This is a genomic window from Psychrobacter sp. M4, assembly GCF_055699795.1.
Map to the genome: position 1 here is coordinate 675923 of NZ_CM146740.1, position 20302 is coordinate 696224.

The window sequence follows — 20302 nt, forward strand, 5'->3', positions numbered from 1 at the left end:
TTTAGATAAATGCTATTTTTGTAAAACAATTTTATAAACCAACTTCAATAAAATTACCTGAATTCATTCACTAACAAAAGTTTAATAATAACTAGCCGCAACTAGCAGCAAAGGTATTTTATGACGACTTATATTATTGTTATGGTGAACGAGTTATTCAAGGCGTAAGTACAGTTTTAACGTAATTGGTAACATATTTATAGGCTTTATAAAACTAAATAGTAATGATAGCAGCCACAAACTAAAAGGTTCTGCATCTCAGTGATGAATGTTTTATACTGTGGGGCTTATTTGACAGGTTATAGCAGAATATTTAATAAATCCTGATGTTGTTATAGTAACTGACCATAAGATAGCGATATCAAAGATGAGCAGCAATGGTCTAACGGAAATTTAATGAGGCCGCGATGAACAGCGTAGAAAAAAGAGCAATTTTAGGAGTTGGCGGTATTTTTGCTCTGCGCATGATTGGTTTGTTTATGATTGTGCCAGTATTCTCGGTTTATGGAGATAATTATGCGCATGCTACGCCGTTTTTGATTGGTCTTGCGGTAGGTATTTATGGCCTTGGTCAAGCGGTGTTTCAGATACCGATGAGCCTTGCTGCTGATAAGTTTCCTCGTAAACCCATCATTATGCTAGGTCTTATATTGTTCGCCCTTGGCGGTATTATCGCGGCTAATGCGACTGATATTTATCAAGTGATCATTGGTCGAGCACTGGCGGGTAGTGGCGCGGTATCGGCGGTGTTGATGGCGCTTTTAGCAGACGTGACCCGTGAAGAGATGCGTACCAAAGCGATGGCGACCATGGGCCTAACTATTGCTACCTCAATCATGCTCGCTTTTGCCTTTGGCCCCTTAATGGTGGGATCTATCGGTATCTCGGGACTATTTTGGTTGACCGCAGGATTTGCTGTTTTAGCTATGTTATTGCTGTTTGTGGTACCGACGCCGCTACGGGTCTTAAAGCATAATTTGGATAACAAATCGATTAGCGAGCAGCTGGCAACGGTGATAAAAATCGGTGATTTAAATCGCTTACATATCGGTATTTTTGCGCTGCATCTAACTCTCACCGCTATATTTGTGATTTTACCGCATCAGCTGTCACAGGTGATGGGGCTATCAGTACGCCAACAAGGTCTGGTGTATTTGCCTTTATTATTTATCGGCTTTGCCGTCGCGATTCCTTTTATTATTATCGCTGAAAAGAAACGCAAAATGCGCCAAGTGTTCTTGGGTGCTATAGCCCTAATGGCGGTATCCTTAGCGCTATTGGCATTAGGCAGCCAAGTTGGCATTGGTATTATATTGGGTTTATTGCTGTATTTTATGGGCTTTAATTTACTTGAGGCCACCATTCCATCATGGATATCAAAGCGTGCGCCAGTCGCGAACAAAGCGACGGCTATGGGACTCAATTCCTCCAGTCAGTTTTTTGGCGCGTTCGTCGGCGGAGCGATGGGCGGATTACTATTGACTCAATCTAGCCTGTTAGCTTGGGGTGTACTTGCGGCGATTATGGTTGCAGCATTATTAATCATTCTTCCTATCGCGCAGCCGCCGTATTTGTCCAGCACCACAGTGACGATACCTAAAGATATCGATATCCAAGACTGGTCGCAGCAAATGCTAGCAATCAATGGCGTTGATGAGCTGGTAGTAATGGCCAAGGAACAAGTCGCTTATCTAAAGCTTGATAAAACTCAGCTGACAGATAGCTCAAAGCAGCAGTTATCGAGCTTAGCACAAAGTCCGTTAGATATTTAAAAATAACGATAATAATCTATTCTCTACAAAACGAATTTTACTAATCAAGGCTAGAACTTATAAAGTCAACCTTGATAAACAAATCAACATGTGTCTACCATTTTAATGCAGATAGTAGTTTAAATAATAAACAATATGAGTCCGTTAGTCTTGCTGACGAAGGATATAGCCAATATCTTAATAATTTTTTAAAGCTTATATCGAGAGAATCAATAAGCTTAGGAAGCTAATAAATTAATAACAATAACAATAAAGTAGGTAATGATTACTAAGTTTAATCAAAAGAGCGGCATAGTAGAAACACGACAAGAGTTGTCGTATATTGTTTGATAGCTACTAGATATTTACCTAAAACTTGTATAAAGTAAAACTATCTTATTGAATAGTGTTCTATGAACTATCAATTGGTTTATCAAAAATCACTAAGATGGAGTCGTTAGATATTCAATAGCTCCATATTGTAAAAATATTCACTAAAAGAGGAAAGTGTTATGCGCGGTATTAATAAGGTAATTATTATTGGTAATCTTGGTGCAGATCCTGAAGCACGTCAATTTAATAATGGCGGGAGCGTAACTAATATCTCAGTGGCTACCTCTGAGCAGTGGACAGATAAACAAAGTGGCGAGAAAAGAGAAGCTACTGAATGGCACCGTATCTCTTTATTCAATCGTTTGGGCGAAATTGCTGCGCAGTATTTACGTAAAGGTAGTAAGGTTTATATTGAAGGCAGCTTACGCACACGTAAATATCAAGATCAAAATGGACAAGACCGTTATATTACTGAAATTCGAGCGGATCAGATGCAAATGCTAGATAGCGCTGGCGGCTCGCAAGCTCAAGATAATAGTTACAGTAACCAAGGCGGGCAACAGGCAGGCGGCTTTAATCAACAGCCTCAAGGTGACTATAATCAGTCGAGTGGCGGCAATCAAGGCGGCTTTAATAACCAGCGCGCCCCTAATCAGTTTAATCAGCCTACGCAAGCCCCAGCGCAGCCAAAACCAACAGCCATGCCAGATGGTCCTGTAGATGATGACATTCCTTTTTAAATCTTATAAGAGTTTAGTAATTAAAGACTAAGATGAATAAATAAGTGGTCATTGAGCTAATTAAGAGTCTTTTTATAGACTCTTTTTTTAGGTTTGAGTTTTATGCTAAGCTGAGTATTTTGTCAGTTAACAAGATTGTAGATATATTAACTAATAGAATTTATTAAATAAGACAAACTGATTTACTGTATAACCATAGAAAGCTAGTGGATATAATAAAAAAGATATTTAATAAACAAATAAGGTATTAACAAGTAGTCTTCTATAGTTTTAAAATTTAAATCATAATATTTATATTTAATTACTTATAAAAGATATAAAATATGATAATCTCTTTTAGTTGCCAAAGCTGACCGTTCAGAATGTAGATCTTGCTCAGGTTAAGTATTTACCGACTACAATAGATCAACATTACTAAAGGTAAGCTTGCATGTTTTATTGACTAAATATTAATAGCAAGATGAACCATTTATTTATTGATTAATAGATCATATGATTTGTTGATCTTACTTTTTATTTTAAAATTGAGGCCGTTATGAGTAATAATAATACTATTGATTTAGATAAGTTAGATGTAGACGAGCTACGTGCGATTACTGAGAATGCTCAACAATTAATTGCCAAAAAACAACATCAGCGTTTATATGATGCTTATATGCAGTTTGAAAGCATTGCAGAAGAGAGTGATAGTACTATTGATGAGATTTTAAAAGCGGGTGAAAAATTAGAGAAGAAGCGTAGTATCAAATACCGCAATACTGATAATAGTGAAGAGACTTGGACTGGTCGTGGTCGTAAACCTACATGGTTGGTTGATGCACTAGCAGCGGGCAAGAACCTTGAAGATTTCGCAGTATGATATTACGATCAGCTATACTACTAACTAATTGATCTATGACTAAGTGACTTATATTTTGGTTACCTATGTATAATGTAGTTTAGGTAACATATTACGTAACATAGTTTGGCTATCTGCTAACCACCAGCACTTTAAAAGCCAGTATCTTCATTTGAAGATACTGGCTTTTTTTCTGTCATTTACAGGTAATTTTTTGTTATGATAATGAAATTTTCACGTTCCTGATATCCGTATCCTAGTATTTATATTCAATACTCAGCTTTTCATATCAGATTATCATAAGAGTAGTTTAACTGTGCCTCAAGCCTCTGCTTCATCTTATAAACGTCCTCGTAAGCTCTGGTGGCTAGTTGGACTGTTTTTGTTTGCGCTATTTGCGCTACTACAAATGCCAGCGGCTTGGGTTCTTGAAAAGTATGCGCCTAATTCACCTTATGTACAGCACGTTTCAGGTAATGTATGGCAAGGCTCAGCGATTTGGCAGTTACCCGTATCGTCAACGCCGCTAACAGGTAGCGTCGATTGGACTTGGCAACCATGGCATTTGTTTTTAGGTAAGCTGGGCGCAGATGTCGACATTGTTAGCGGACAAACTCGACTTGAAGGACAGGTCAAGATAGGTCGACAAGCTTGGCAGATTGACGATATGAGCGGTAAAGTCGCTCCTGGGACGCTCTCTACTATAGTGGATTGGCAGTTGCCAAATACGCCTATTCAGGTCAATGCTGTCTCCTTGCAGCGCAAATCAGGTTCAGACAGTACCAATTCAGGCTTTACTCAAGCAGATGGCCAGCTGACTTGGGTGGGCGGTGAGGTTGGTTATCCAAGCGCTGGCAAAGTATTTTACATCAATATGCCTGCCATGCGCGCGGAACTACAGAGCGAACAGAAAAATAATAACCATCTGCTACATGTAAATTTACTCGACAACCAAGACAAACGTTTGGGTGATCTGTATCTCGATAATGACAGTATGCTGGATGTAAGCCTAACGCAGCGGCTATTAGAAAACATGCCGGAATATGAAGGGCAAGCGCCGCAGGATACGCCAGTAGTTAGCGTCCGTCAGCCATTGCTGCCAGAAGGAGCGCTTTAAATGATTAATCTCTCAGCGCGCTTAAAACCAGTAGTGGACAATTTGAACCGTTTTTCAGTAGGACTGTTTTTATTAGCGCTAGTTTGGTTGGCTTGGACAGTGGCTCGTTTGCTATGGCTTATTCTAGCGCCGCCTATTGCTCCTGCATTGCCTATACAGTCGCTACAAAGTGAAGCATCTGACACTGACTACAGTAGTGTGTTTGCTATTTTTGCCGATCCGGAGCCGGAGCCGGAGATCGTGCAGCCGCCGCCAAACGTCGCCCTCAAAGGGGTGTTATTAGCGCTACCAGAAAATTTTTCTTCAGCTTTATTAGATGTTAATGGTGAGGTCAAAAATTATCGCATTAACGATAGTTTGCAAGATAGCGGCTACACTCTAGTAGCGGTTGATTGGAATGCCGTTATTATTAGCGATGCTGCTGGCAAACAGATAGTCATTAGTATGGCAGATGCCATGCCGCTAGACCAAAGTGATATGGCAGCAGGAGAGGTTAGTAATCAGCGTTTACCAAACGACGATCCTACATCGTTAACTCCGCCCCAGCCCATGACTTTATCTGACGAAGACGATATGGGTGCTATGAATGGCTCTGAAGCTGCTAGTGACGCTAATAGTGAGACCGATAACAGCGTTGCTGCTGATTCAAGCGGTGCCGACAATTCTAATACGGCTATTGATGAAGCCGTAACACAATTAAAGGATAATCCGGCCAGCTATTTGAGCCGCATGGGCGTCATGGCAGCAGGGGAGGGCTATCAGGTTACAGCAGCCATGCCCGCTGCCATGCGTAATCGGTTGGGGCTGGAACCAGGTGATCGAGTGCTATCGGTAAATGGTCAAAACATCGGTAGCGACCCTACGCAGGACGCCGGTTTATTGCAACAAGTAAAAGAGGCCGGTGAGGCGCAAATTGAGGTAAAACGTGGTGAGCAAGTTATTACCATTCGCCAGCAGTTCTAAATTAACCAACCAATCACTTCAATCTAATAACAATCTTGTGAATGCTAGTGCTAGCTAACCATAAGCAACACCACAGTGGGTAATTATGACCATGTTAAGTTTACGTAAATTCTTAGTAACTCCTTTGTACCATTCATTACAGCGTTTACTGTATGTCTGCCGACCACTATGTTTAGCACTGCCTCTATGGGCAGCAACCTGCGGACTGGCTAGTGCAGAAAGTTGGAAAGTTAATCTGCAAGATGCCGATATCAAAGCTTTTATCAATGAAGTGGCGACCATTACTGATCAAAACTTTGTACTTGATCCACGCATCAATGGCAACGTGACGGTTATCTCTAATCGCGCTTTATCGCGCGATGAGATTTATCAGCTATTCTTAAGTGTAATGCAAGTGAACGGTATTGCTGCTGTTGATACGGGTACGACTATTAAGCTGGTACCCGACAATGTTGCCAAACAAACGGGTATCGATGTCGACTTGAGCGGTAGTACTGTGGGAGAGACATTGGCGACTCGGGTCATTTATCTGAACAATACTCAAGCGGCTGAGATATTAGGGGTTATTCGGCCTTTAATGCCGCAATCCGCTCACGCGGCAGCCGTACCTGGGGTTAATGCCTTGGTATTGTCTGATCGCGCTGAGAGTCTAAACCAATTGACCTCTTTGATTCGTGATTTAGACAATAACGATAATGATAGTTTGCAAGTAATACCGCTACGTCACGTCGATGCTGAGCGCATGATGGATCTAATCAGCGGTCTTGTTTTAAGTACGGGCGGCGCGCAAGCGCAAGGTAGCAGTCAGCTTAAAGTGATAGCCGATCCCTCCAGCGATAGATTGCTGGTCAAAGGCAATCCTGAGATGATCGCTAGAGTACAAGAAATGGTCAACAAGCTTGATACTACTCCCTCGCGCCGATTAAGTGGTTTGCGCGTTTTTCGGCTAAAATACGCAGGCGCTGAGCACATTGCTGCTATGCTACGTGGACTGCTAGCCAATAAGTCGATCAACAGCTCCAGTCCCAGCTCAACCTTGGAGTCAGCGTCACTTACTGATTCAAGCGGTGCGAGCACCGCGATTGACAGCGGGGCCAACCGAGCGATAAGCAATGATAATAACTCAGCAGGAATTACTAATAGTAGCGGTTCCGATACAAACTCCAGTAGACCTTTTAGCATCATTGCTGACGAAACCCAAAACTCAGTTATTGTAAATGCCGATCCTGAGCTTATGTTTGAGATTGAAGAAGCCGTCGCTCAGCTTGATAACCGCCGCGCGCAGGTGCTGATTCAAGCGGCCATCGTTGAGGTTTCAGGTGATGATGCGACCCAGCTCGGCGTGCAGTGGGCCTTAGGTAATGCTAACAGTGGCTTAGGAGTTGTCAACTTCAACAACGTCGGTGCTAGTGCAGCGTCTCTTGCTGCCGCAGCTTTAACTGGCGGCGGCGCAGCTATCAGCTCAGCTGCCGGCTCAATTGCTGGCGCTTTGGTCGGTATCGGCGATAGCAGTACAGACAGCAGTGGTAATACGCAGTTCTACGGAGCTATTTTGCAAGCGCTGGACTCTTCTACCAGTGCCAATCTGTTGTCTATGCCCTCAATTTTGACTCTAGATAATGAAAAGGCCAGTATTTTAGTAGGTCAAAACGTACCTTTTGTGACCGGTTCGTTTACCACGGATGGCAACTCTTCTACCAATCCGTTTCAGACCATCGATCGTCAAGATATCGGTATTAATCTAAATGTTATTCCGCATATTGGCGAAAATGGTACAGTGCGCCTAGAGGTCTCTCAAGAGGTGTCTTCAGTGGTGCCTGGTAGTCTTGGTAACGCCAGCGGCCTGATTACTAATAAAAGTCTGATAAATACCACGATTTTGGCCGATGATCAACAGACCATTGCTCTAGGTGGTCTGATGCGCGATAACTCCACTACCAACCAACAAAAAGTTCCTGGTTTAGGTAACGTCCCTATTATTGGTCGACTATTTCGCTCTGACACCGATAACCAGCAAAAAAGTAATTTAATCATCTTTTTACAACCAACTATTTTACGTGATGGCGGCGCGGTAGCCAGTGTCACCGAGCGTAAATACAATCAGATGCGGGTTTTACAGTTGATTATCGATAAAAACGGTACTATTAAACAACTACCGCTAAGTGGTACTGAGGGCTGGAATGGTGACATCGATCCTGATTATGACTTGATGCCGCTCAATCCATTGATCCCAAAAGTCGATCAAACGCCCAAATCTAACTCTACGTCTGCGCCAAAAGGCTTTACGCGAGTCGATAGCCCCAGCGCTACTTCTAGCACAGGTGGCGTCACTACTTATCCATTACAGCGCTAGTTATCTATTAAAGGGCTAGTCTGCACGGGCACGTTTTTTATACTCAAGCTTTATAGTTAGGTGTCATAAGTCGGCTAAGATAAATAATTAATAACGTGCTAGGAGTTAAAATGAGCAAAAAAAAGTGGCTTACTTTAGGGATTGTTGGTAGTGCTTTGTTATTGATACCCAGACGTAGTAGTCAGCAAACGACGCCCAATACTAAAGATTGGTCTAAGACAGATAATGCACAGCAAATAGATACTAAAGACGAAAAGGTAAATAAGTAAGGCTTAAGCCTTTAAAAATGAGTCAGCAATCATTAGAACATAGATATTCATTGGACATTTATAAAGGTAGATTATGACTGATATAGACTCATCTTCGAATTTAGCTCACTCCCAGCTGTCTACTTACTATCCTCTTATTGATACCCATACTCACTTTGATGCGCCAGTCTTTGATAATGACCGGCGCCAGCAAGCAAAACGCGCTTTTGAGAGTGGTGTCCATCATTTGGTATTGGTCGGTTACCTGCATAAGCATTTTTCGCGCTTGTATGACACCCAGCAAGCACTTGAGCAGATGCCAGCTGCAAAGGACGTAGCGAAAAGCGGTGAGACTAATGCGTATCCAACAGCTTATATTGCGCTAGGGTTACATCCCTTTTATATTGAGCAGCATACTGAGGCGCACCTAGAGAGTATGGCACAAATGCTCAATGAGCAGCGGCCACTGGCTATTGGTGAGATTGGCTTTGATACCTATACCGATGCCATGAAACAGCCTGAGGCTTTTGCCAAACAGGAGCGGTTTTTTGAGGCGCAGCTGGATATGGCAGTAGAGCATCAGCTGCCAGTAATGCTGCACATTCGTAAAGCCCATGCCGAAGCACTGGCCCTGCTAAAAGCTCATAATTACGATGCCCATAAGCTTGGCGGTATTGCTCATAGCTTTAGTGGCGGCGAACAAGAAGCCAAGGCGTTTGCTAAATTGGGTTTTAAGCTTGGCGTTACTGGACAAATCACCAACCCCAATGCCAAAAAGCTGCGCCGCGCTATCAAAGCGGCTGTCGATAGTTATGGTATTGAATGTTTGGTCATCGAAACGGATTGTCCCGATATGACGCCTATTATGTGTCAAACCTCGCATAACGATGCCTCTGCCTTAAATGAGACAGGTCAAAGTCCAAATGATGAATGGCAAGGCGCTGAGGGTCACAACCGTAATGTCCCAGCCAATCTGCCTTGGGTAGTGATGAGTCTGAGTGAGATGCTGGATGTAGAGCCTGCCAAGCTTGCGCGTCAATTATGGCAAAACAGCTGTGACGCTTTGCAAACCTCATGGCCTTATCCAGCCTAATACCTTCTCAAACTACCATCTTTTCAAATTCAAAACACTATGTTCAAATTAGAATACTCTCAGTAATAGCATACGGCCAGCTATAAAATCCTATTCATTGTATAAGTATAAGAGCTTTTAATCTGTTATGAACCCACAACCTCAATATTTACAACCTAATATCGCCCTTGATTCCGCACCTTTGTTGGAACATGGCACAGTAAGTGCATCTTCTAATATAGTACATAATGTAGCAGATACAAATAACCAATATGAGCGCCGCTTTCAAGGAACGCAAAGATTATATGGTACAGACGCCTTTGATATCTTTGCTGCCGCGCATGTTTATGTTATTGGGATAGGTGGTGTGGGTTCTTGGGCTGCTGAAGCATTAGCGCGTACGGCAGTAGGTCATATTACCTTGATCGATTTGGATGTGTTGGTAGCCTCCAATGTCAATCGCCAACTGCCCGCGCTCGATAGTACCTTTGGCCAAAGTAAAATAGCGGCAATGGGTGCACGGTTACGCGAGATCAATCCTAAAGTTAACTTACAGCTGATAGATGATTTTTTGACTGCTGACAACGTTGAGTTATTATTGCCCAGTCGTAGTGAGGCAAAAGAAGCTGCGGCCGAGCGCAGACCTATTATTATTTTGGACTGCACTGATGATATGAGTGCCAAGCTAGCTATTGCCCTGCATTGCCGCTTTAATAAATTAAAGCTAATCTGTGCTGGCGGCGCAGGTGGCAAGACAGATCCGCGCCAAATCACAGTTAGTGATTTAAAAGACAGTTACCAAGATCCGTTACTTGCACGTTTGCGTAGTAAACTTAGACACGAAAAGGGCATCAATAGCGCTTTAAAAGAGAAGTTTGGCATAAAATGCGTGTATTCAACGCAGCCGCCGCACGTAGACAAAAGCTGTCAGGCAGGCGGGTTACAGTGTGGTGGCTATGGCTCTGCAGTTGCCGTAACCTCGGTAACGGCAATGATTATGGTCAGCGAGGCGCTAAAGATGATGACCAAATAAACGAAGATAAGCTAGGTAAGCGCCTACCAAGCTCTTCACCTTATACTTATTCGGAGACTATTTTGTCCTCTCATAATTATCCATTAGCGACAGATGAACCCCTGCGTATCGCTAAGCTTCATGAATATGAAGTCCTTAATACTTATGACGAGCCGGCATTCTCGCGCTTAACTGAGCTGGTAAAGCTGTTTTTCGATGTGCCTATGGTCACGATCACTTTTATGGATGAGCACACCCAATATCTAAAGTCGCCTCATGGCCTCGGTGATTTGTGTACTACTAAACGCGAGATAGCCATTTGTAATTATACTATGCTATCTGACGAGGCTTTTGTAGTACCAGATTTAACCCTAGATGAGCGTTTTATAAATAATCCTTTAGTAACCCAAAATCCTCATTTACGTTTTTATGCTGGCGCGCCTATTATTGTGCGTGAGAATAATAAAAGCTACCGTTTAGGATCCCTATCTTTATTTGATACCGCGCCCAACTATACTTTTGACAAGGATAAAGTAAGGCTGTTGACGCAATTTGCAGAGATGGCAGCAGACGCGCTACAACTACAAAAGAATCAACATCTTGCCAAACATGCCAATAAGATGAAGTCTGAGTTTTTGGCTAATATGAGCCATGAGATTCGTACGCCTATGAACGGCATTATTGGTATGATTGAGATGTTAGATGAGACCGATCTAAGCGGCGAACAAACCGATTATGTGGAGAATATAAAGACTTCAACCGAGCATTTGCTAGCGATCATCGATGGTATATTAGACCTATCAAAGGTTGAATCTGGCAAGATGACTATTGATGCGGTGCCGATGAATTTATCGATTCTGTGTGATGAGGTGGTAAACTTGTTTGCGGTCAAAGCGCGCCAACACGGCTTAACGCTTGATTATCATTATACTGAAACGCTATCCCCTTATGTGCAGGGTGATCCGGTACGCTTGAAGCAAATACTAGCAAATTTAGTCAACAATGCTATTAAGTTTACTCGTGAAGGTGGGCGCGTTAGTATCCATGTCACGCATGCACCAAGCTGTCAGACTGGAGGTTGCAAAAGTTTAGGTGCTAAGACCGACGAAGTAATCTGCCGTGGTATGACCGTATGTATTGATATTACAGATACTGGCGTTGGTATCAAACCTGAATCTCTAGAGGCGATATTTGATGCCTATAATCAAGCAGATAAATCTACTCATAGGCTGTATGGGGGCACCGGTCTTGGGCTATCAGTGAGTAAATCTTTAGTTAACCTTATGGGCGGGTATATCTGGGCAAACAGCGTGGTGGGCGAGGGTACTACCTTTAAAGTCCTCTTGCCGCTGCCTACCCTTGAGCAGGCGCAATATGATGAGTGGCAACGCTCAGAGCCTACTAACATTGAACCTATTGCTCAGTATTCTGGCCATATTTTATTGGTTGAAGATGACAGTGTAAACGCGATAATTGCTAAAAAAGCCTTACGCAATAGTGGTCACACTGTCACCCATGTCACCGATGGCCAAAAAGCCATAGAGCATTTCACTGCCGACCCACAGCGCTATGACGTGATTTTGATGGATCATCATATGCCCATTATGGATGGGATTCAGGCAACGCTTAAACTACGTGAGATGCATGACTCAAAAACGCTGCCGCCCATCATTGCACTGACCGCTAACGCTATGGACGGAGAGCGTGAAAAGTACTTGCAAGTGGGTATGCAAGACTACTGCACTAAGCCTTTTAAAAAAGAGCAGCTCAATGCCTTGGTGCAATACTGGCTTATGCAGCAGCATGCCGCAAAAAATATATAAACTACGAAAGGGTGTAAACACTAAGAGTATATGGTTCAACCTTTGTTATTACAGCTATACCTATAAAAAAGCTCAATCCTTATTACAAGAATTGAGCTCTCAGCAGTACTTTTACCTCAACTTAATATCAGCTAACGCGGGTTTGGTAGTCGCCTGTGCGCGTATCGACTCGTACCACCTCCCCTTGCTGTACAAATAACGGTACGCGAACTACTGCACCGGTTTCAAGCGTAGCCGGTTTACCGCCGCCGCCAGAGGTATCACCGCGTACGCCAGGGTCGGTCTCAGTGATTTTTAATTCTACAAAATTAGGCGGCGTAACTGATAGCGGTACGCCATTAAAGAGAGTAATGGTACACAGATCATTACCGTTCTCTTGAAGCCATTGAGCGCTATCGCCGACAGCAGTTTTATCAGCTTGGAGCTGCTCAAAGCTTTCAGGATGCATAAAGTGCCAAAACTCACCATCGTTATACAGATAGTTCATCTCGGTATCTATGACGTCAGCGGCCTCCAAGCTATCGCCTGATTTAAAGGTTTGCTCAAGTATCTTGCCGCTACGTAGGTTGCGCATCTTGACGCGATTAAAGGCTTGACCTTTACCTGGTTTGACAAACTCATTTTCAACGATAGCATAGGGGTTGCCATCGAGCATTACTTTTAGACCGGCTTTGAATTCATTGGTAGAGAAATTTGCCACAAGAGACTCCTAAATGGTGATGGATTATGTATTTTGATCTAAGGGTAGGGGCTGTATATTTTGATAGCGCGCCAGCTTACAGCGTATAATGCTGACTTTTAGGCGCAGGTAATAGGGTGTCATGATAAACCATTTAATCACACAAAAAAACTGGCAAACACAATTATCCGAGGCGATTAGTTCAGTGGATGAGCTACTTGGTCTCCTTGACCTTGAAGCCTTAAAGACGCAGATTTATACGCCTACGCATTTTAAGCTGCGCGTCCCGCGTGCTTTTGTAGCAAAAATGGCGGTGGGTGACGCCAATGATCCGCTACTAAAACAAGTACTGCCAGACCAACAAGAGCAAATAGCAGTTACAGGTTATATCGCTGACCCGTTGGCTGAAAACCAACAGAACCCTATTAAAGGACTGCTGCATAAGTACCAGTCGCGTGTGCTATTGACGGTGACGGGCGCGTGCGCCATTCATTGCCGTTACTGCTTTCGTCAACACTTTGATTATAACGCCAATCTACCGACGGCGGCGGCGCATTCAGCAATCACTACTTATATTACTGAGCATTCTGAGATCAACGAGGTTATTTTAAGTGGCGGTGATCCGCTTAGCGTTTCTAATCGCCGCCTGTTTGCTTGGCTAGATAGGTTAGAAGCCCTCCCGCAATTAACCACCATTCGCCTGCATACGCGCCTGCCATTGGTGATACCTGAGCGCTTAGATGGTGAGCTATTAGAGCGTCTTAATCAAAGCCGTTGCCGTATAGTAATGGTCATACATTGCAATCACGCCAATGAGATTGATACCCACACGGCTCAGTATTTGCAGCGCACGCGAGCGGCGGGCGTTACGCTGTTGAATCAAGCGGTGCTGCTCGCTGGTATCAACGATACGCTAGAGGCGCAGACTGCGCTTAGCCAGCGTTTATTTGATGCAGGGGTTTTGCCTTATTATCTGCATGTACTAGATAAGGTGGCAGGAGCGGCGCACTTTGATCATGAAGAGCGCTTCGCAATCGACTTATATTGGTCACTATTGGCTCTGCTTCCTGGTTATTTGGTACCCAAGCTAGTACGAGAGCTACCCAACAAACCCTTTAAAGTGCCTATTGACATCTACTCAAAAAGATAATCTCTATAATATGACAAGCTGTGATATTATATTTTAACAAACATTAGTAACGATCTGTAACGCTATTATGATGGGATTGATAGCTCATTTAACGTTTTATTGATGAGGGTTTATGATTACGTTGGCAGATTTTCAAAATTATTTATCAAAAAAAGCTCCTTTATCACAGCTACAGCATTCGCAGTCTGCGCCAATCTATATAAACGACGATGCTACAAGCGAACAAGAGCAGCTGCTTAGATGGGCTGCAAGCTTATCTGCACAGACCCAGACTCAGCAAGTAATGCAGCTAGAGCAGATATTAACAGAACTGACAGTTGCAGAGCTAGAAGATAAAAAGCGCTTACAGCTGCTAAGTGTGGTTATGAGCGCAGCGGATCGTCTGATCACCGTGCTGCACAAACACTACAATCACGAGCTTGGCGCACTAAATGACGAACAGCTACTTTATATCAACCAAGCCAAATCGTTGTATTATCTGATAATATTAGCCCACGATGGCATCATACAACGTGCAAGCTTAGCGCTGAATGCTCAACAAGAGCAGCAGAGCATACATGGTTGGCAGCGCCTACTTACGCTAGCGAAAACGCCGCCTCTTACTTTAGCCGCTGCTATTTATCAGTCGCTTATAGCCTATCAAAAACTACTGTACGAGTATGATCTATCTTACCAGCCGTCTCTTCATCTGTGGTCAGCATTTAACCGTCTTTATTACCTAGCTTGTCAGGTAGGCGTTGCCCATAACGACCTAAGTATGCAAGTGGTGACTAAACAGGCGCCTAGTATTCACAAACTGTATGTACAAATTTGCTTGCACAGCTTACTGAATGTGCGTGCGATGCATCGATCTGATATCTTACTAGTGCAGCGTCTACTCCCACTATGGTCCATTCATATCAGCGCCACTTATGAGCTGCAAACCAGTACCCGTATTTTTGTGGATTTACAAAGCAAAGGCCCGCCTGAGTATTTGTCGGCGCAATCTACCATTAACCCTTATGAAGAGCATCAGCGCTGCTTGTTTGTCGATCTCAAACCATTAGCTGCCTATCTATACCAGCGCCAACAGGCTTTACTCAATAGTCACGATGAGGCGGTTGAGTACCAACTGATCAGCAAAGTATTCATGACGATTCAGCATCGTTATATCGACCGGCAAACCACCTTACCTACAAGGTACAGCCCAAAACAGCGCGCTACTATCATAAGCGGCTTTAATAATATTCATTATGAGGTGGCAGGCAAGCGCGGCCTGATGAGTATGATTGCGGCAAAGGAGCTGGCAGCGGCGCAGCTACCGCGTCAAGATACACAGCCCAAAAATCGTGTGATCGATACTCTGAGCGTAGAGACCTTTGATAGCACGGATACAGTGTCACCCTTTCGAGCGCTATATCTATTGCCTACCTCCGACGCCTCAGCGCAAAAAACAACAGACAATAAGACAAGCGCACCATGTGCAGATACGCAAATTAGCGATGCAACGCTTGCTAATATTGACAACGATGATAGTGATCTCAAAGCCGGCCTTGGCGATGAGCTGGTTATGGACAACAATATCAATACAGCGCCGCCGCCACTACCGCTGATGAGTCTGTTTTTGTTATGCCGATCAGCTCATAATAGTGAGCTGAAATGGTCACTGGGTATGGTACGCTGGCTCAACTTTGAACATAGATATACTGAGGTAGAATGGCAAGTGCTCGGACATGTCCTAACCGCTTGTGCCTTGCGTTTAGACAATAGAGATCAGCGTAGCCAGCACTTTGTCCCCGCCTTGATGGTAGCAGGCGATCAAGCGCTACAAACTGCATTTACTATCATTGTCCCACCTTATCATTTCAAACCTAATGACAAAGTGATGCTACGTATTGATGATAAACAAGAAAATCTGCGCTTACAGGAATGTTTAATCAACAGTAGAGTATTTAATCAGTATAAAGTGATGCAGCTTTAATAATTCAGGACTGATATACTACGTTTTGTTGCTTTATTGTGATTACGAAAAAAGGTCTTTTATGCGCACTGAATCTATCTTAAATCTATTAGTCATTGATGCAGATCAATTATATGCCGAGCGTTTAGTAAGTTTGTTATCTGCTTATTATGATAAGGTCAATTTAGGTTTTTTAGATGATAAAGAAGAGCTATTAAAGTCGCTACGTCAGCAGTGGGACGTGCTGGTGTTTGGACGTGCCTATGATATGAGCTTCACTGATGTCGTCGGTATCGTACAAGAACAAAGCCTTGATCTACCTATCATTGGGCTTATGAGCGATGAGATGGCAAGCACAGGGCGCAACGAAGATGGCTTGCCTGCGGTGATCGACGGTATTATGGTAAAGGCTTTGCTCGCTGAAAAAGAGAGCCAGGTGGTGATAGCTATCTGCCTACAACACGCTAACGTACGTAGTCTGCGCCAACTCAATACTTTGCGCCATGTACTCTCTGAAGCTGAGCAGCGCGCTAATATCTTGATTAAAAACTCTAAAAGTGCGGTGGCTTACATCGATCAAGGCATTCATATCTTTGCCAATGACCCCTATCTAAAACTGTTCAACTTTGAATCGATGGATGAGATCATCGGTCTGCCAGTAATTGATTTTATGGCAGGCGGCGACAATGTTAAAGGTTTTAAAGAGTTTTTGCGTCAGTTTGATAAAGGTAGCCGCGCGCAAGTTGAGTTTAATTTTCAAAGTAAGCGCTTAGATGGCAGTACCTTTGAGGCCAAATTGCAGTTAGCAGCGGCGACTTTAGATGGCGATCCGGTCACTCAGGTCATCATTCAACAAAACAACAATAATAGCGCTGAGATTGCCAAACGCTTAGCAGCGGCTGAACGCCAAGATAGCTTGACTAATCTTAACAACCGCCGCGGCTTTGAGGAGCACTTTGAGTCTTTATACCAGCAGGCCGTGCAAGATAAAACTGGTGCAGGTCTGTTATATATCCAGCTCGATAATATTGGTAAAATCAGTAGTAGTTTAGGCTTGCAAGGCGTCGATGCCACCATTCAGCAAGTAGCACGTACATTGGAGCAGACTGTAGCTGAAGGCCATATCAGCCGCTTTAGTGATACCGCTTTTACCATCTTAGTCGAGCAGTCGTCAGCGCAAGTGCTTACTGATTTAGCTGAACGTATTCGTCAGAATATTAGCGCGATGCTTATTGAGGTGGACAAACGTACGACCAGTACCACGGTCAGTATTGGCATTGTCAAAATTGAGTCCAGCGCCGCTGAACCCCAAGTGCTGCTTGAGCGTGCTCTTGACGCCATTAACCGTATTAGAATTGAGACCAAAAATCACGGTGATGCTTATCATCTATATGATCCAAGTGAGCATGCTAATAGTGATGATAATGCTTTGGCAGAATATCTCATAAACGCTATTACCCAAAATCGTTTTGAGCTGTTCTTTCAGCCGATTTATGATATCAATCAAGATCGTAGTGATTTCTTTGAAGTGTATTTGCGTCTACCACTTGCCGATGCCGACAATACCGTACTGACGCCGGATAAATTTATGAGTGTCGCCAAAGCCCATAATTTACGTGAAAAGATAGATCGCTGGATATTAATTAACGCCTGCAAACAATTGAGTGAAGCTCGCAAAACGCACCCTGAAGCGCGCTTACTTATACAGCTAACTAGTGCCTCCTTGATTGATAAAAAACTACCCAATGTAGCAAGCCAGCTTATTAAGGCGGTGGGCGGCGCATCAGAGGCTTTAACCCTGCAGTTTAATGAGCAGGATGTTGCCAATCATTTAACCGTTGCCAAGTCACAGTTTACCGCGCTAAGTGAGGTAGGTTGTCAGGTGGGTATCCATAATTTTGGCACCTCAGCCAAATCAATTGAGATCATTGAATTTGTACAGCCTGATATGACAAAACTTGCACGCAACTATGTGGAAGATATCAATAAGGCGGACAACATAGAAGCCATCAAATCCCTTATCAAGCGCACCACTGAGCTTCAAGTTGACGTCTTAATGCCTTATATTGAAGAGGCGGCGACTATGTCGGTATCATGGAGCGTGGGCGCGCGTTATCTGCAAGGCTATTACTTAGAGATGCCGAGTAAAACGATAACGGTGGTTTAAAGGTATTCTTGCTACGCTATTAGCTAGTTTTGAAATTAAATAAAACTATTTATAGTAGGTTTGGTCTTGCAAGAATCTGTATAAATAAAAGCCTCTACTAACAGAAGCTTGAGTGCCAATAGTGGCTTTTAAATAAGTGTCATCGTCTAATTTAATTTTAATTTGTCAAAGATAAACTTCCATTCTACAGCAGCGTTTTTGTTTAATTTCTCGCTTTTCGTGATTCATCTCTTATTATTCTTATTATTCTTATAAGCTTATAATCGTGCTTTTCATTAGCCAACATACAAACTATTAAAGAACATAAAAATATGTCTATTAAGATCAATATCACAATGAGTGGTATGTTAATTGCAGCGCTTTTATTTACTATACTTATGCTATCTACGCTACTCACCGCCTGTAAGCGTCCGCCGCCCGATTATCGCGATTCGGTTACTTTACCAGTATATATGGTAGGAGACGCTGATAATGGCGCACTGATCTATGAGGACGCCTGTGGACAGTGTCATCAGCTCACCCCGGGTAGTAATAAAAAAGGGCCGCAGCTCATGAACATTTATGGCGCGCAGGCGGCAGCGTTGGCTGATTATGATTATAGTGAAGGGCTAGCTACCTCAGGCTGGGTATGGGACGCTAAAACTTTGGACCCTTATATCGCCGATGTTGAAGAAGCTATGCCAGCATCTAAGATGCTTGCAGATCCGATGCCAGATGCTAGTGAGCGTGCTGATGTTATCGCTTATTTGTCTACTCTGCGCGCGCCAGCTCCAGTCGTTGCTAGCGATGGCAAACCCGTCTTGACTAATGAGCATACGCAGATGAGTAACGAGGCAGTTGAGATCGCACCTGGCGCAGAAAACAAACCAGCGGCCAGTTTTTAATCTCAAGTTTTAACTTATAGCACTCAATACATAAACACGCTTTATCTTTACTATAGTTAGTTTAGTAGTTGATAAATTTTTATCTTTTTATAATAAAGCACTTTATTATTTATAATCATGGCTTTGACAGAGTCTATTTATAAATAGTTAAATGTTCTCATCACAATAAAATCGGTAGTTTACTATGCGCCAAAGCTCTGCCTATGATTTATCCGCCAACTCAAATACCTTGTTTCGATCAGAAACAGACGTTGAGGTAGAGAGTCATACTATCGACGAGTATACTGCAAACCAAGATAAAGTTGCTCAGCTTCTCACGCAGCTTAATCGCGTGGTACTAGACAAGCAGCAAGTGGTAAAGCTTGCTCTTAGCTGCGTACTGGCAGGCGGGCATCTGTTATTGCAAGACCTGCCGGGCATGGGCAAGACCACACTTGCGCAAGGTTTGGCGCAGCTATTGGGTTTGTCCTTTAATCGGGTGCAGTTCACCAATGACATGTTGCCAGCAGATATCTTGGGTATGAGTATCTACGATCAAATCAAGCAGGATTTTGAGTTTCGCCGAGGGCCGATCTTTACTCAGCTGTTACTCGCTGATGAGATTAACCGTTCAAGCCCTAAGACTCAAAGTGCGCTACTCGAGGCCATGGAGGAGCGGCAAGTAACGCAAGATGGGCAAACTTACCCATTGGCATCGCCATTTTTTGTGATTGCTACCCAAAACCCCATGCAGCAAGCGGGCGTATATCCCTTACCTGAGTCACAATTGGATCGGTTCTTGATGTGTTTATCGCTTGGCTATCCATCCCCTGCCGCTGAGCGCGCGCTACTACAAGGTCAAGATCGCCGTGAGCTACTGGCAAGCTTAGCTGCTGTGTTAAATACCGACGCGGTATTGCTGGCGCAGCGAAGCGTTCAGCAAGTTTTTGTGGCAGAGGTGGTGCTTGATTATTTGCAGCGTTTGGTCGCCAAAACGCGAATAAGCCAAGAGTATCATGGGCTATCACCACGCGGCGTACTATCACTACAGCGCGCAGCGCAAGCTTATGCTTATGTCTCAGGCCAACAAGAAGTGACGCCAGAGGATATTCAAGCAGTGTTCGCTGCCGTGGTAGATCACAGATTAGGTCAGCACTTTATCCCCTCCCATCTTGGCGACGCTCAACTATCGCAATCTATTGCCAAGCGTATTATAAATGAGGTGCCAGTGATTGTTTAAGTTGATGCTTTAAT

16 protein-coding genes are annotated in these 20302 nt (G+C 43.5%); 15 read left to right on the forward strand and 1 reads right to left on the reverse strand.

The genetic code is table 11. From position 1 onward, the window contains the following. Nucleotides 1-407: 407 nt before the first annotated feature. The 10 genes from ACR63N_RS02935 to ACR63N_RS02980 all read left to right on the forward strand — a co-directional run bounded on the left by ACR63N_RS02935 (nucleotide 408) and on the right by ACR63N_RS02980 (nucleotide 12250). Nucleotides 408-1772 (forward strand): MFS transporter, encoded by a 1365-nt coding sequence (locus tag ACR63N_RS02935; RefSeq protein ID WP_367105213.1) that lies wholly within the window; start codon nucleotides 408-410, stop codon nucleotides 1770-1772. Nucleotides 1773-2263: 491 nt separating this feature from the next. Continuing rightward, complete coding sequence (ssb, locus tag ACR63N_RS02940; RefSeq protein ID WP_367105214.1) at nucleotides 2264-2824, forward strand: single-stranded DNA-binding protein; 561 nt, start codon at nucleotides 2264-2266, stop codon at nucleotides 2822-2824. Between the two features lie 535 nt (nucleotides 2825-3359). Beyond that, complete coding sequence (locus ACR63N_RS02945; protein WP_367105215.1) at nucleotides 3360-3683, forward strand: H-NS histone family protein; 324 nt, start codon at nucleotides 3360-3362, stop codon at nucleotides 3681-3683. A 295-nt stretch (nucleotides 3684-3978) separates the two neighbouring features. Next, the gene (gspN, locus tag ACR63N_RS02950) at nucleotides 3979-4779 is read left to right on the forward strand and encodes a type II secretion system protein N (RefSeq protein WP_367105216.1); all 801 of its coding nucleotides are present in this window, start codon (nucleotides 3979-3981) and stop codon (nucleotides 4777-4779) included. Further along, a complete protein-coding gene (locus tag ACR63N_RS02955) occupies nucleotides 4780-5742 on the forward strand; it encodes a type II secretion system protein N (protein ID WP_367106346.1) in 963 nt (320 codons plus the stop codon). Nucleotides 5743-5827: 85 nt separating this feature from the next. Next, nucleotides 5828-8095, forward strand: a complete 2268-nt coding sequence (gene gspD / locus ACR63N_RS02960) for a type II secretion system secretin GspD (RefSeq protein WP_367105218.1) — start codon at nucleotides 5828-5830, stop codon at nucleotides 8093-8095. 110 nt (nucleotides 8096-8205) lie between these two features. Continuing rightward, nucleotides 8206-8364, forward strand: a complete 159-nt coding sequence (locus tag ACR63N_RS02965) for a hypothetical protein (RefSeq protein ID WP_367105219.1) — start codon at nucleotides 8206-8208, stop codon at nucleotides 8362-8364. A gap of 73 nt (nucleotides 8365-8437) precedes the next feature. Further along, nucleotides 8438-9436, forward strand: a complete 999-nt coding sequence (locus ACR63N_RS02970; RefSeq protein WP_367106347.1) for a TatD family hydrolase — start codon at nucleotides 8438-8440, stop codon at nucleotides 9434-9436. Nucleotides 9437-9563: 127 nt separating this feature from the next. Next, the gene (locus tag ACR63N_RS02975; RefSeq protein WP_472782429.1) at nucleotides 9564-10448 is read left to right on the forward strand and encodes a tRNA threonylcarbamoyladenosine dehydratase; all 885 of its coding nucleotides are present in this window, start codon (nucleotides 9564-9566) and stop codon (nucleotides 10446-10448) included. Further along, nucleotides 10361-12250 carry a GAF domain-containing hybrid sensor histidine kinase/response regulator gene (locus tag ACR63N_RS02980; protein WP_472782703.1) on the forward strand — a complete coding sequence of 630 codons (1890 nt, stop codon included), beginning with the start codon at nucleotides 10361-10363 and terminating at the stop codon, nucleotides 12248-12250. Before ACR63N_RS02975 ends, ACR63N_RS02980 begins: the two co-directional genes overlap by 88 nt. A gap of 127 nt (nucleotides 12251-12377) precedes the next feature. Here ACR63N_RS02980 and efp read toward each other — a convergent pair whose 3' ends face one another. Further along, complete coding sequence (gene efp, locus ACR63N_RS02985; protein ID WP_367105222.1) at nucleotides 12378-12950, reverse strand: elongation factor P; 573 nt, start codon at nucleotides 12948-12950, stop codon at nucleotides 12378-12380. Between the two features lie 121 nt (nucleotides 12951-13071). On the opposite strand from efp, the gene epmB reads away from it, so the two are divergent. The 5 genes from epmB to ACR63N_RS03010 all read left to right on the forward strand — a co-directional run bounded on the left by epmB (nucleotide 13072) and on the right by ACR63N_RS03010 (nucleotide 20288). After that, nucleotides 13072-14079, forward strand: coding sequence for an EF-P beta-lysylation protein EpmB (epmB, locus tag ACR63N_RS02990; RefSeq protein WP_367105223.1), 1008 nt, complete (start codon nucleotides 13072-13074; stop codon nucleotides 14077-14079). 112 nt (nucleotides 14080-14191) lie between these two features. Beyond that, nucleotides 14192-16039 carry a hypothetical protein gene (locus ACR63N_RS02995; RefSeq protein WP_367106349.1) on the forward strand — a complete coding sequence of 616 codons (1848 nt, stop codon included), beginning with the start codon at nucleotides 14192-14194 and terminating at the stop codon, nucleotides 16037-16039. A 61-nt stretch (nucleotides 16040-16100) separates the two neighbouring features. Further along, nucleotides 16101-18185, forward strand: coding sequence for an EAL domain-containing protein (locus ACR63N_RS03000; protein WP_367105225.1), 2085 nt, complete (start codon nucleotides 16101-16103; stop codon nucleotides 18183-18185). Between the two features lie 311 nt (nucleotides 18186-18496). Next, nucleotides 18497-19069: a c-type cytochrome gene (locus tag ACR63N_RS03005; RefSeq protein WP_367105226.1), complete on the forward strand. Its 573-nt coding sequence runs from the start codon at nucleotides 18497-18499 to the stop codon at nucleotides 19067-19069. Between the two features lie 184 nt (nucleotides 19070-19253). Further along, nucleotides 19254-20288: an AAA family ATPase gene (locus tag ACR63N_RS03010; RefSeq protein WP_367105227.1), complete on the forward strand. Its 1035-nt coding sequence runs from the start codon at nucleotides 19254-19256 to the stop codon at nucleotides 20286-20288. Nucleotides 20289-20302: the final 14 nt, after the last annotated feature.

Excerpts from the sequence above, each read along its gene's own strand:
- ACR63N_RS02935 (WP_367105213.1), top strand. The coding sequence starts at position 408 with ATGAACAGCGTAGAAAAAAGAGCAATTTTAGGAGTTGGCGGTATTTTT.
- ssb (WP_367105214.1), top strand. The coding sequence starts at position 2,264 with ATGCGCGGTATTAATAAGGTAATTATTATTGGTAATCTTGGTGCAGAT.
- ACR63N_RS02945 (WP_367105215.1), top strand. The coding sequence starts at position 3,360 with ATGAGTAATAATAATACTATTGATTTAGATAAGTTAGATGTAGACGAG.
- ACR63N_RS02955 (WP_367106346.1), top strand. The coding sequence starts at position 4,780 with ATGATTAATCTCTCAGCGCGCTTAAAACCAGTAGTGGACAATTTGAAC.
- gspD (WP_367105218.1), top strand. The coding sequence starts at position 5,828 with ATGACCATGTTAAGTTTACGTAAATTCTTAGTAACTCCTTTGTACCAT.
- ACR63N_RS02965 (WP_367105219.1), top strand. The coding sequence starts at position 8,206 with ATGAGCAAAAAAAAGTGGCTTACTTTAGGGATTGTTGGTAGTGCTTTG.
- ACR63N_RS02970 (WP_367106347.1), top strand. The coding sequence starts at position 8,438 with ATGACTGATATAGACTCATCTTCGAATTTAGCTCACTCCCAGCTGTCT.
- ACR63N_RS02975 (WP_472782429.1), top strand. The coding sequence starts at position 9,564 with ATGAACCCACAACCTCAATATTTACAACCTAATATCGCCCTTGATTCC.
- epmB (WP_367105223.1), top strand. The coding sequence starts at position 13,072 with ATGATAAACCATTTAATCACACAAAAAAACTGGCAAACACAATTATCC.
- ACR63N_RS02995 (WP_367106349.1), top strand. The coding sequence starts at position 14,192 with ATGATTACGTTGGCAGATTTTCAAAATTATTTATCAAAAAAAGCTCCT.
- ACR63N_RS03000 (WP_367105225.1), top strand. The coding sequence starts at position 16,101 with ATGCGCACTGAATCTATCTTAAATCTATTAGTCATTGATGCAGATCAA.
- ACR63N_RS03005 (WP_367105226.1), top strand. The coding sequence starts at position 18,497 with ATGTCTATTAAGATCAATATCACAATGAGTGGTATGTTAATTGCAGCG.
- ACR63N_RS03010 (WP_367105227.1), top strand. The coding sequence starts at position 19,254 with ATGCGCCAAAGCTCTGCCTATGATTTATCCGCCAACTCAAATACCTTG.